Source organism: Terasakiella sp. 4MB5A (assembly GCF_050058155.1).
Lineage (GTDB): Bacteria > Pseudomonadota > Alphaproteobacteria > Rhodospirillales > Terasakiellaceae > Terasakiella > Terasakiella halodenitrificans.
Genome location: NZ_CP188815.1, coordinates 3,076,257 through 3,088,201, shown reverse-complemented (window position 1 = coordinate 3,088,201; position 11,945 = coordinate 3,076,257). Strand labels below are relative to the sequence as shown.

Here is an 11,945-nt window from a genome sequence, read left to right as displayed (position 1 = left end):
AAATATTATTGTTTAATTTTGGTATTAAATTGTAGATATGCGTACAAGTAAATGGGGGTTATCCCATTGTGGCTGGCGATCTTCTATAACAATAGTGAGGGTTATAGTTTGATGGGGTTCTTCCTCGGCAAAGACCTGTATCCAACGGGCAACCAGTTCGTTATTCATATCTTCTAAAAGGGCATTTGCCGTTTGTTCGAGGGAATAATCCGGCAAGTCAAACAATTGGGCGAAGTACGCATCAATTTTCGCGGTATCGATAATGACCTTGTCAGGCACATAACGCAGGCGCAAGCGTCGTGCTGTGCGCGTGCAAGTGATTTGGAAGGTGATGACATAATCATTGACCCGGTTTGGGTTGTCTTTGGTCGCGATCAGGCTGCGTCGTTGTGCGAGGTCCATTGTTTATACCAGCATACCAAGGTTTAATTCTGTCGATGTCAGGTCAACCCCTTCGACTTCGATAAAATTAGGGGTAACTTGAAAAGATAACTTACCATCGAAACCGATCGTGTCCATTGCATTTTCATAGATTTCGAGGATGTCGCGACGGATAAAGCCGGCCAGTGGTTTATGAGTGCGGATGATCAGATCAAACATCCGATTACTTTCTTTGGTTAATCCGTCTAATTGCATGGCCCCCAACCGCGAAAGATTCAGGTCAATCACAAAACGAACGCCGGGGTCTTCTTTTCCTTCTTCTTTTTCATCCTTATGATCGCGTTCGGCCAGTCTAATTTGGTTGATTTGTCCATTATCCTGCAAGGGGATATAGGCGATTTTCCAGTCGGTAGAATTGGGTGTTTTGATCTTGTCACTGATTTGTGTGAAATCGTTTTCCAGTTTCTTCAACAAGTCTGGTCGGGCTTTGGACAAGGCTTTCAAGACTTTGTCATCGGCCCAATTCTTGAAATTCCCGCGACCCAAGGCCTTTAGAAAAAAGATCATATTGGCGGCGAGGCGATGATCTGCCTTCGGGATCATGGCCTGATGCAGGTTGTCTGCAGCGGTTGGGTTGATTTGCGTTAAAATTTTATCGACTTCGTCAAGGGTGGGCCAATTTTTCCCAACCCCTTGTTCCAGTTTTGCTTCACTTAAAACAGGTTTTGTGTGGGCCTGCGGGTCGGGACGGGTGGCAGACAGGATTTCAAGTTTCACCTGTGTGCCTTCTGGCATCTTCGACTTGATATCCAGAGCAATCAACCCCTGAGCGGTTTTGACAACAGGTTGCCCTTGGGCTGTGTTGCCCATAATTGTGCCCTGAATAATGACCGTATTGGATTTCAACGTACTGCCAGCATTTGTCGTAGATGTCAGGGGCTGATTTTGGGTTGGTTGCGTAGAGGGTTTTCCACCTTGTTGATCCTGTTGAACGGATAAAAGGCGTACTTTCAAATCATTTCCGGGTTGCAGCATGGGATGGCTGCTTTGTCCAATTGCGTTTTGGTTGCCTGTGGAGGATTGTAGAGGATTATTGGAAGAGATCTGGGCTGTCGCGGACATGCTGACAGAAGAGGGTGTGTTTTGTCCTTGCATGGCGGAAGTTGATGCGGCCGCTGATGTGAAACCATGTGCTTGCGACGGGGTGAGAACAAAAGCGCGAAAGCCAGTTGCGCTGTTCAAGCTTAATAAGGTTGCAGGGCCAGCCCCCGTCGCATTTGCGTTTAAGGCGGAAGCCGGCAGCGCGGTTTGAGTCTGGTTTTGCGAGAATGTCTGCGTCTGTGTGGCAAATGTGGCGACTTTTGCCGCTGGTATATTGGGGGAAACCGGCTTGTTATTAACCCCGACCAATTGGAGCTGAATATTGGGAACCTTTTGGACAAGGCGGAAAGTTGCTTGTGTTTCTTCGGGCAGGGCAAAGGGCGCCTTAAATTGTAAGAGGCCCATATCCGTTTGAATTTGAAGATTGCCTTGTGGTGTCGTCTGTTTGACCAATCCGTTGATAAGACTGTCGAGGGCAAGTTTTGAAAGTTCGAGAGAGGCGACATTCGCAGGAGGTAAAGTAACGGTCAATTGCGCAGCCGAACCACCCGCACTAGGCGGTGGTGGGGGCGGTGGTGGGGCAACGCTTGTCATGGCGGTTACTTCTAAAAATTATTTAACAATCGATTGGCAATGGCAGTGATATCTTTCGCAGCGACACAGGAAGGTGCATGGCTGAGCAAAGGTTGCTGTTGCTTGATTGTATCACGAACACGCTTGTCCCAGCGAATCACACCTGCTAAAGGCGGCGAAATGCCTAAAAACCCTTCACAGGCGCGGCGCAATGTGTTGTAAGTCCGTTCCCCGTCACGGATGGAATCGCTCATATTCACAACGATGCGCAGATCCAGACCGGGACGGTCTTTTGCCATGGTTTTAATGAAGGCATAGGCATCAGTCATGGCTGTGGGTTCGTCTGCGGTCACGACAAGACAGCTTCCGGCCTTGGATGTCAGTTGGCGGGTTGGGCGATCCATACCGGCACCCAAGTCAATAATGACCCGGTCATAAGAGGCGGCCAAAACACCAAGGTCGTTCCCCAGATGTTGAACCTGATTGGCCGGGATATGATTTAAGGCACTGGACCCTGATCTTCCGGCGATAATATCGAAACCGCCTTCGTCAAAATGTTGCGCGGCCTGATTGAGCGTCAGATTTCCCCCCACGACACCTGAAAGGTCGTGTTTGGGCATCAGGCCAAGCTGGATATCCACATTGGCCAGACCGAAATCCCCGTCAAAGAGTAATGTTTTTTGACCCAGATTTGCTAACGCATGAGACAACGTCACGGCAAACCAAGTCTTCCCCACACCGCCTTTACCCGATGCAACGGCAAATACATTGCCGCCCTTGCGTGCCATCGGCGTTGGAGTTGTTTTTGTCATAGCTGCAAACATAGCCATAATTTGTACGCTCAAATGGTTACCGAACGGTTAGGTAAAGATGTTCAATTCGTTAATTTCAGGTAGAAAGAAAAAGGCTAAAACCACGTAAACCCTTGGTTATCAGGCGCACTTTGCTATTCGGAGGTTATTTATTTATTTTCGAGATATTGCTTTAATTCACCTAATAAATAGTCCCAAACACCGGTCATCATATCCTGGTATGTTGAGGAAGGCAGATTGGTCTGAATAAGGTTCAGTTGAGTCTGGTTGTTGGATTCTTGTAGCTCATAACGGATGGTGATGTGGTTGTTTTTGATGTTTTCTGTTCCATGATTTTCATTCCAATAGGTGAATTGGAACAGGGCTTTTGGAACCAAGCGATCAATAACACCGATATCATGACCGCTTTCTGAACCGCTAAATATGATTGGGGCACCTTCTTGCCAGTTACATTCAACATGATCTAACGGGAAGTAACAGACAATTTCGGTGGAAGTTGTTAAGGCACGATAAACATCAGCGCAAGGGGCGTTAATCTGAATTTGTTTTGTTATTTTCAAGAGAGTTACCTGTAATTAATAGGGGGGGGACGGGCAACAGAGTTTTTTTATAAAAAGAATTAAATCTGGCCCAAGGTTTTAATTTTGGCTTTTGGATGGACTTCACTTTGCGAGATAACAGCCGTTGCCGGGCGGAACCGTTCGATAATGGAACGCACGTAAGGGCGGATTGCCGGGCTGGTGAGAAGGGCCGGTGTTTCACCCATCATGGCTTGACGCTCAAACGTTTGGCGAATGGCGTTGATGAATTCCTGCATCTTGCTGGGTGCCATTGAAAGCTGGCGTTCGTCCCCGGACCCAACGAGGGATTCAAGGAAAATCTGTTCCCATTCCGGTGAGAGGGTAATGAGTGTCAGAATCCCCTGATGGTTTGCCAGCATATCGCTGATTTGGCGACCCAAGCGGGAGCGCACATGTTCAGTAATCATATTGATATTGCGGGTATATCCTGTGGCTTCGGAAATACCTTCTAAAATGGTCGGTAGATCGCGAATGGAAATACGTTCGGTCAGCAGGTTTTGCAAGACGCGTTGTATGCCGCCGACACTCATGGAATTTGGAATGATATCTGCGATAAGTTTCTGGTGTTCTTTGTCCAGATCGTCCAGCAGTTTTTGTGTTTCAGCATAAGACAATAGTTCGGACATGTTGTCTTTGACCAATTCGGTCAAATGGGTGGTGATGACGGTGCCGGGTTCAACAACCGTATAGCCACGAAAGAGGGCTTCTTCCCGGTTGGTCGGGTCGACCCACATGGCAGGCAAGCCGAAAGTCGGTTCTTGTGTTGCCTCGCCGGGGAGGCTGATTTCTTCGCCGCGCGGGTCCATAATCATCAGGCTGGCGGGGCGAAGATCACCGCGTCCGGCTTCAATTTCTTTAATGCGGATCACGTAATTGTTTGCCGGAAGCTGCATGTTATCTTGAATGCGGACAGACGGCATGACAAAGCCCATTTCCTGTGCCAATTGGCGACGCAAAGCCTTGATTTGATCGGTTAGGCGCTGCCCCGCTGCTCCGGCATTGACAAGAGAAAGCAAACCATACCCCAATTCCAGACGCATCATGTCGATCTTCATGGTTTCTGAGATCGGTTCTTCTGATGGGGCGGGTGGCGCTTTGGTATCGGCTTGCTGCTGTTTGAACAATTCGGCGGCTTCGGCTTTTTGTCGTTGACTGACAAGATAGGCACCGCCACCTGTCAAAACTCCCAAAAGCATAAACGGCAATAGGGGAATGCCCGGCATGGTCGCCATACCAAACAGAATAACCGTGCTGACCCCCAATGTTTTGGGATTGGCACCAAATTGGGAAATCAGGGCCTTGTCGGCAGTCCCTGCAACACCGGCCTTGGTTACAAGAAGGCCGGCCGCGGTTGAAACAATCAGGGCTGGGATTTGGGAAACCAGACCATCACCAACGGTCAACCGGGTATAACTGTCAGCGGCTTGTGCCATTTCAAGGTCTTTTTGCACAACCCCGATAATAATACCGCCGATGACGTTGATGAAGGTAATAAGAATACCAGCAATCGCATCACCGCGTACGAATTTTGAAGCACCATCCATCGCCCCGAAAAATGTGCTTTCGTCCTGCAATTCCTGACGGCGGGCTTTGGCTTGGTCTTCGTCAATCAGGCCTGTGGATAAATCAGCGTCAATCGCCATCTGTTTACCGGGCATGGCATCCAAGGTGAAACGCGCGGTAACTTCGGCAATCCGGCCGGAACCTTTGGTGATAACGATGAAGTTTACGATGACCAAAATCGAGAAAACAATAATCCCGATGACAAAATTGCCGCCCATGATAAAGCCGCCGAATGCTTCGATTACCGCCCCGGCTGCGGCTGTTCCTTCGTGCCCATCGGTCAGAATAAGACGGGTTGACGCAAGGTTCAAGGCCAGCCGGATCATGGTCGCAATCAGCAGGACTGTTGGAAACGCGCTGAATTCAAGCGGTTTTTCCAGAAAAATAACCGTCATCATAATCATAACGGAGAACGTAAAACTAAAGGCGAGCGAAATATCCAGCAGCCAACTGGGCATTGGGAAAATAAGAACGACCAAAATGGTGGCGATTCCAAACGCCATCCCATAATCGCCTTTTAAAAGGGCATTTTTGGCTTTTCCAAAAAAGGCATTGAAGGCGTCGCCGCCTGTCTCTGGTTGACCAGTGTTGCTGGGTTCTGCCATAAAACGCTACCTTGTTTTAACCATTGCCGCCGGCTGCGGGAACGTCGAAACCTTCATCCCCGTATAGCTTTAGCTTGTTGCGCAATGTGCGGATGGAAATACCCAAAACATTGGCTGCGTGTGTCCGGTTGCCAAGGCAATGATCTAATGTGGCAATAATCAGTTTACGTTCCATATCGGCAACAGTTTGACCGACAAAATCGCCAGGATTACCAGTTGCTTGGCCCGTATGGGGGCCGGATTGTGCGCTGGGACTGCCGCTTAACATAATGGCTTCTTCACCGATTTCAGTGGGACCGGCAATTAGAACGGCGCGGTGCATGGTGTTTTCCAATTCGCGCACGTTACCGGGCCAACTGTGGCGCAACAACTTGTTCAGGCCCCCGGTCGTTAAGGGACGTTCTGCCATGTCATTGGCTTTTGCGTATTTTTTAATAAAGTGATCGGCAAGAATTTGCACATCTTTGGGACGGTCTTTCAAAGATGGTAATTGCAGGTTTACGACATTCAGGCGGAAATATAAATCTTCGCGGAATTCACCTTTAGCAACGGATTGTTCCATATTGCGGTTGGATGTTGCCAAAACACGGACATTGACGGGAACAGGTTTTTTACCCCCGACACGATCAATTTCACGTTCCTGCAAAATCCGCAGCAATTTGGCCTGAAGGCGGGGATCCATTTCAGAAATCTCGTCCAGCAGGATGGTGCCGTTGTTGGCTTCTTCAAATTTGCCGATCCGGCGCGCCACTGCACCTGTGAAGGCACCCTTTTCATGACCAAATAATTCGGATTCCAAAAGGTTCTCCGGGATAGCCGCACAGTTGACAGCAATAAAGGGGCCATCCTTGCGCCGTGAATTGCGATGGATGAAACGGGCCATAATCTCTTTACCCGTACCGGAATGACCTGTGATCAGGACACTGGCATCTGAGGGCGCGATTTGTTTGGCAAGGCGTACCACATCATCCATGATCGGGTCGTGATAGATCATGGCGTGGCTTTCTTCTGCCACAGCACTTAAGACGGCGCCGATCAATTCCGCATCCGGGGGTAAAGGCAAGTATTCCTGTGCGCCTGCGCGAATGGCGCGCACGGCGGCTTTTGCATCTGTGGCGACACCGCAGGCAACCACGGGTGTGTTGATACGTTCAGCATTCAGGTTGCTGATGAATGTTTCAATATCAAGCTGGATATCCACTAGCACAAGGTCGATCCCCTTGCCTTGGCGCAAGGTGTCCAAACCTTCGTTGATGTTATCGGTGTGAATGACTTTTGCGCCGCGCTTCACCGCGATTTGGCTGGCAGCGCCGACTTGTCCATTCAATGTGCCGACAATCAAAATCTTCATCTGGTTTAGGCCTCTTTAATATCTGCGTTAATCGAAATATTGAACGCGACGGTTCGGTGGCAGAATACTGTTGAGCATCATCTCCAGACGGCGTGGGTTTTCCTGACGTCCGATGGATGCTGTCGCGAGAATATAGAGCTGGTTTATCAGCAATTCATCGTCGGAATTTCGCTCCAGTTTTGCCGCCAGCGGCATAAGTACCATGTTTGACAAGACCGCACCATAGAAGGTTGTCAGCAAAGCAACCGCCATAGACGGACCAATGGTGCTGGGGTCATCGAGGTTGCCGAGCATTTGCACCAGACCGATCAAAGTCCCGATCAATCCCATTGCGGGCGCGAATTCGGCAGCCTTGCGTAAAATGTTGGCTCCTTTATGATGACGCCCGGCCATGGCTTCCAATTCACCGATCATCATATTTTCGACTTCGTCTGCCGGGGTGCCATCTACAACCAAAGACAATCCCTTGTGAAAAAAAGCTTCACGCCGGATATCGTCGAGAACACCCTGCAGTTGTAAAACGCCTTGTTTGCGGGCAATTTCGGCAATGCGTATGGTTTGAATGGCCACTGTGCTGGCGTTTTGATTTTTATACAGGACTGTTTTGAAGATCAATTGACCGGCACGTAACATTTCGCCGAGAGAAAAACAGACCGTGGTAATCCCAATGGTTCCCCCAATGACAATCAAAATGGAAGGGGGGTTGAAAAAGGATTCCGGTGATCCACCCAAGACAATAGCTGCGCCAACCAAGGCAAAGGCCACAATCAGACCAATGATGGTTGCGCTATCTAAAGAGGCTTTGCCGCCGCCGATACCTTCGCCTTCGTTCATGTTTCTGTTACTCAGCTCCGATCCGACTTGATGATCTCTGTCATGGTAACGCCGAGGCGCTCTTCAACCACGACGACCTCGCCACGGGCGACAAGTCGGTTGTTGACATAGATGTCAATCGCCTCACCGACCTTGCGGTCAAGTTCGACGACGGCGCCACGTCCCAGTTTTAAAAGGTCGCTCACTGGCATTGTGGCTTTACCGAGAACGGCAGAGACACGGACCGGGATATCATAAACAGCTTCCAGCTCGCGGGCACTGGTCGGTAAGTCCTGAACCGGTGCGCCCATGCTGGGGCCGGAGTGTCCCATCTGGCTTTCTGGGGCCATTGGGCCTTCCATATTGTCCAGATTGTTGAGTTCCAAGTTGTTGTCTTCGTCAGCCATCTAATGATGTCTCCTCTATTCCGGCGTGTTCTTGATCAGACCGGTTTTCGGCCGATGCATCTTGTGCGTTCGACAAGGGTGCGTCCGCCTGATTATGAGTTTCGCCTTGATTGGTGCCTTGCGTCAAGTTTCGTTCTACAATTTCGTCAATTAGTTGCCACATATTTTCGATGTTACGCTCTGCGCCGCCTTCAGACCATTCAATGCGGCAATCACCGGGCAGGATATTGTCATGTGCCATCGTGACAATCCGTCCGTCAAAGCCCAGCTCGTCGGCGATTTTAACCAGTTTTTCATGCAGGTCTTCGCGCAATGATTCATGCACCTTAACAATGATACGCGGTTCAGCACGTAAAGGTTCCAGACATTTGGAAACCACGTTGAGAATTTCGTCCAATCCATGTTTTTCTGCATAGGCGGGAATGATCTTTTTCGTAACCGCATTGGCAACGGATAAAGCGTGGGCTTCGTGATCTTCCTGACTCTTGCTATGAGCTGCGAAAACGGCAGGGATTGTTTGTGAAATTTGGGTCAGTGCGGTTGCTATCATGCGTTCGAATTGGGCGTTTGCTTCTTCCAGACCGGCGGCTTTGCCTTCATCAAATGCAGTTTGTTGGGCGGCTAAAACTTCTTCTTCGCTGAAGGTCGGTGGGGGGGGAGCCTCAACCTCTTCGTCGTCTTCATCTTCGTCCAGTTCGCGCTCGCGCTGAGGGCGGGGCCTTTCATCGTCTTCGTCAAAGGCGTAGCTGTGATCAGCTTCCGGGTCGTAATCCGGGTCGAAATTTCGGTTTTCGAACATGTATCTTTTGACGGTGCTCATAAGTCACACATACTCCAATTAGAAGACGAGTTCGTCTTCTTCGCCCGGTTGAGAAATATTGATTTCGCCGGCATCCGCCAATTGTTTGGCGACGACAACGATTTCGGCTTGTGCTTCGTCCACATCGCGTAGGCGAACGGGTCCCATTGCCTCCATATCTTCGCGCATCATCTTGGCGGCCCGTTCGGACATATTCTTGAAGAAGAGTTCCTTGACCTCTTCGGACCCGCCCTTCAAGGCCATGGCCAGTTTGTCTTTTTCGGCCTGACGCAGCAGAATTTGAATACCGGATTGATCCACACGTACGAGATCGTCAAAGGTGAACATAAGGGCTTTGATGCGTTCGGCAGACTCGCGGTTGCGTTCTTCCAAGGCGGTAATAAAGCGGTTTTCCGTGTTGCGGTCCAGGTTGTTGAAGATATCAGCCATTAATTCGTGGCTGTCACGACGTTGGGTGCGTGCCAGGTTGGACATAAATTCTGAACGCAGGGTTTTTTCCACCCCGTCCAAGACTTCTTTCTGGACAGCCTCCATGCGCAGCAGGCGCATGATAACTTCCATGGCGTAGTTTTCAGGCAATAAGGAAAGAACGCGTGCGGCGTGGTCCGGTTTGATTTTTGAGAGAACAACAGCAACTGTTTGCGGGTATTCGTTTTTGAAATAATTAGCAAGGACGGCTTCATGAACGTTGCCGAGTTTGTCCCACATGGTCCGGCCGGCTGGGCCGCGAATTTCTTCCATAATGGCGGAAACACGGTCTTTGGGCAGGGCGTTTTTCAGCAAGCGTTCCGTACTGTCGAACGTACCGACAAGAGAACCGGCAGAAGACAGTTGATCGGCAAATTCGACGAACAGACGTTCAATAACAGTGGAACTGACGGAACCCAGCGAGGCCATGATCTGAGAAAGCTCACGGATTTCTTCATCATCCATCATTTCAAACAGTCGACCGGAATGTTCATCTCCCAGCGACAACATGAAAATGGCGGCTTTTTCTTGACCTGTTAAACTGCGGTAATCGTCTTTTACGCGTGCCATTGTATCCTACCCTTAACCTTCCTGATACATCCAGTTGCGAATAATGGCGAGTGCTTCCTCCGGGTGTTTTTCGACGATTTCGCCGACTTTCTTGACGGAGGACGCTTTTACACGACCTTCTACGCGGTCGATATCGATAAGCTCTTCGAAACTGTCGTCTTCTTCAGCTACGGTATCTGATGGGACAGGGACACCACCCGGACCAGCCAACGCTTCTTGTTCGGCTTCTGCCAAGGCAGCGGCTTCGGCTGCTGCTTGTTGTTCGAAGACACGTTTGATAAGCGGGCGAACTACCAAAAGGATGACCAGCAGGGCAACAAGGCCAAGGACAACCATTTCGGCGTAGTGCATGAGTTCTTCTTTGGTGAAAATCCAGAAGACAATTTCAGGTGCATCATCAATGTCTTCAACAGCGGCAAAGCGCATGTTGATGACATCAACCTGATCGCGATCCTGTGTAAAGCCAATCGCGCTTTTTACCAAAGTTGAAATTTGATCCATTTCTTCTTGGCTGCGCGGCTCATACGTAACACTTCCGTCTTCTGCCGGGGTGTAAACACCATCGATCAAAACAGCAACAGACAAGCGATTGACCACAGCGGTTTCGCGCACGCGGTTAATGATTTTTTTGGAAATTTCGTAGTTAACGGTTTCCTGTGTGCGGCTGGCGCTGGAACCGGCAGACGTGCCGCCGCCATTGTCTTGTGCATCTGGCAGGTTGTTGCCAACTGTCACAGACATATCGTTTTCGCTTTCGTTACTCTGTTCGTTTTCTTCCATAGTGGAACTGGATCGTACCACCTGACCTTCGGGATTGTATTCTTCTTCGACAGAGGTTTCGCGGGAAAAATCCATATCTGCATAAACTTCGGCACGGACTTTACCAAAACCGACGGTGCGTTCCAGTAACCCTTCAATGCGGCGCGCAATAGCTTCTTGTTTTTGCAGGCGCTGGTTTTCAATTTCTTGCGCTTTGTCGGCATTGCCGGGTTGGTCGAACCCACGGGCGAGAAGTGTGCCCTTGTCATCGACAATAGAAATCCGTTCGGGTTTCAGATCTGGTACGGCAGAAGCGACCAAATGTTGAACGGCGGTGATTTGCTCTTTGCTTAATCGTTCGGCATTGATCATCTTTAAAATGACAGAAGCGCTGGGCTGCTGGCGTTCGCGCGAAAATAATTCACGACGCGGCAATACCAAATGGACACGGGCGGCTTTTACATTATTGATGGAACGGATGGTTCGGGCAAGTTCGCCTTCCAATGCGCGGACCAAATTGACATTCTGTTGAAAGTTAGTAGAGCCGACAGTGTCTGCACCGTCAAAAACTTCATATCCGACAGACCCACCAGTGGGGAGGCCGTTTTCAGCGATTTTAAGACGCATGGGACCGACTTTGTCGGAGGATACAAAAATTTCTGCTCCTTCTTTCGCGACGTCGTAAGGAACTTGTTCGCGTGCCAGGATCGCGACAATTTGTTGTGAGTCATCTGTATTCAGGTTGGAATAAAGCAATTCCATTTGCGGTGTACCCAAACGGGTCATCAAATAAATGAAAAAGGCAACCAGAGCCAATATGACACCACCGACGACAGCCAGTCGCTGTGGTCCGAGATTTTTTAATGTGTCTACAAAACCGCTCACTTGATGCGTTCCTTCCGATGTACCTGTTTTAAGTCTCTCATATAGTCCGCAGGTACGACCCGCGTATGATGCTACACAATAGAATTTAACGCGATTACCCTAAACAAGAGGTTAATAACCCGGCAAATTTTGCCCATTGGATTCTTTAACCGACTCAGCTTCTCTAAAATGGCCTTAAAAGCTCAATGATTCTAGTGTTTTTTTGCCTCTGTAAAAGAAAAATGCCCCGGCGTAAAAACACCGGGGCCAAGTCTTA

At 49.5% G+C, this 11,945-nt stretch carries 11 protein-coding genes; all 11 read right to left on the bottom strand.

Annotated elements, in window-relative coordinates; genetic code table 11:
• Positions 1-24 precede the first annotated feature (24 nt).
• Positions 25-402 (bottom strand): hypothetical protein, encoded by a 378-nt coding sequence (locus ACI0FF_RS14575; RefSeq protein WP_419797515.1) that lies wholly within the window; start codon positions 400-402, stop codon positions 25-27.
• Between the two features lie 3 nt (positions 403-405).
• Entirely contained in the window at positions 406-2,076 is a 1,671-nt protein-coding gene (locus ACI0FF_RS14570) for a hypothetical protein (protein ID WP_419797514.1), read from the bottom strand.
• A gap of 11 nt (positions 2,077-2,087) precedes the next feature.
• Positions 2,088-2,867, bottom strand: coding sequence for a P-loop NTPase (locus tag ACI0FF_RS14565; protein WP_419797513.1), 780 nt, complete (start codon positions 2,865-2,867; stop codon positions 2,088-2,090).
• 149 nt (positions 2,868-3,016) lie between these two features.
• On the bottom strand, positions 3,017-3,427 hold the full coding sequence (locus tag ACI0FF_RS14560) for an SRPBCC family protein (protein WP_419797512.1): 411 nt from the start codon (positions 3,425-3,427) through the stop codon (positions 3,017-3,019).
• A gap of 59 nt (positions 3,428-3,486) precedes the next feature.
• Positions 3,487-5,616 carry a flagellar biosynthesis protein FlhA gene (gene flhA / locus ACI0FF_RS14555; protein WP_419797511.1) on the bottom strand — a complete coding sequence of 710 codons (2,130 nt, stop codon included), beginning with the start codon at positions 5,614-5,616 and terminating at the stop codon, positions 3,487-3,489.
• Positions 5,617-5,632: 16 nt separating this feature from the next.
• Positions 5,633-6,967: a sigma-54-dependent transcriptional regulator gene (locus tag ACI0FF_RS14550; protein WP_419797510.1), complete on the bottom strand. Its 1,335-nt coding sequence runs from the start codon at positions 6,965-6,967 to the stop codon at positions 5,633-5,635.
• A 27-nt stretch (positions 6,968-6,994) separates the two neighbouring features.
• A complete protein-coding gene (locus ACI0FF_RS14545) occupies positions 6,995-7,801 on the bottom strand; it encodes a motility protein A (protein ID WP_419797509.1) in 807 nt (268 codons plus the stop codon).
• An 11-nt stretch (positions 7,802-7,812) separates the two neighbouring features.
• Positions 7,813-8,112, bottom strand: coding sequence for a flagellar motor switch protein FliN (fliN, locus tag ACI0FF_RS14540; RefSeq protein WP_417821525.1), 300 nt, complete (start codon positions 8,110-8,112; stop codon positions 7,813-7,815).
• Between the two features lie 67 nt (positions 8,113-8,179).
• Complete coding sequence (locus tag ACI0FF_RS14535; RefSeq protein ID WP_419797508.1) at positions 8,180-9,007, bottom strand: hypothetical protein; 828 nt, start codon at positions 9,005-9,007, stop codon at positions 8,180-8,182.
• Positions 9,008-9,025: 18 nt separating this feature from the next.
• Positions 9,026-10,045: a flagellar motor switch protein FliG gene (fliG, locus tag ACI0FF_RS14530; protein ID WP_188661687.1), complete on the bottom strand. Its 1,020-nt coding sequence runs from the start codon at positions 10,043-10,045 to the stop codon at positions 9,026-9,028.
• Positions 10,046-10,057: 12 nt separating this feature from the next.
• Positions 10,058-11,689: a flagellar basal-body MS-ring/collar protein FliF gene (fliF, locus tag ACI0FF_RS14525; protein WP_419797507.1), complete on the bottom strand. Its 1,632-nt coding sequence runs from the start codon at positions 11,687-11,689 to the stop codon at positions 10,058-10,060.
• Between the last annotated feature and the right edge of the window lie 256 nt (positions 11,690-11,945).

What these genes read in the sequence shown, in the direction of transcription:
- ACI0FF_RS14570 (WP_419797514.1), bottom strand. Translation starts at nt 2,076, where the DNA reads ATGACAAGCGTTGCCCCACCACCGCCCCCACCACCGCCTAGTGCGGGT.
- flhA (WP_419797511.1), bottom strand. Translation starts at nt 5,616, where the DNA reads ATGGCAGAACCCAGCAACACTGGTCAACCAGAGACAGGCGGCGACGCC.
- fliN (WP_417821525.1), bottom strand. Translation starts at nt 8,112, where the DNA reads ATGGGACACTCCGGCCCCAGCATGGGCGCACCGGTTCAGGACTTACCG.
- fliG (WP_188661687.1), bottom strand. Translation starts at nt 10,045, where the DNA reads ATGGCACGCGTAAAAGACGATTACCGCAGTTTAACAGGTCAAGAAAAA.
- ACI0FF_RS14535 (WP_419797508.1), bottom strand. Translation starts at nt 9,007, where the DNA reads ATGAGCACCGTCAAAAGATACATGTTCGAAAACCGAAATTTCGACCCG.
- ACI0FF_RS14565 (WP_419797513.1), bottom strand. Translation starts at nt 2,867, where the DNA reads ATGACAAAAACAACTCCAACGCCGATGGCACGCAAGGGCGGCAATGTA.
- ACI0FF_RS14550 (WP_419797510.1), bottom strand. Translation starts at nt 6,967, where the DNA reads ATGAAGATTTTGATTGTCGGCACATTGAATGGACAAGTCGGCGCTGCC.
- ACI0FF_RS14575 (WP_419797515.1), bottom strand. Translation starts at nt 402, where the DNA reads ATGGACCTCGCACAACGACGCAGCCTGATCGCGACCAAAGACAACCCA.
- ACI0FF_RS14545 (WP_419797509.1), bottom strand. Translation starts at nt 7,801, where the DNA reads ATGAACGAAGGCGAAGGTATCGGCGGCGGCAAAGCCTCTTTAGATAGC.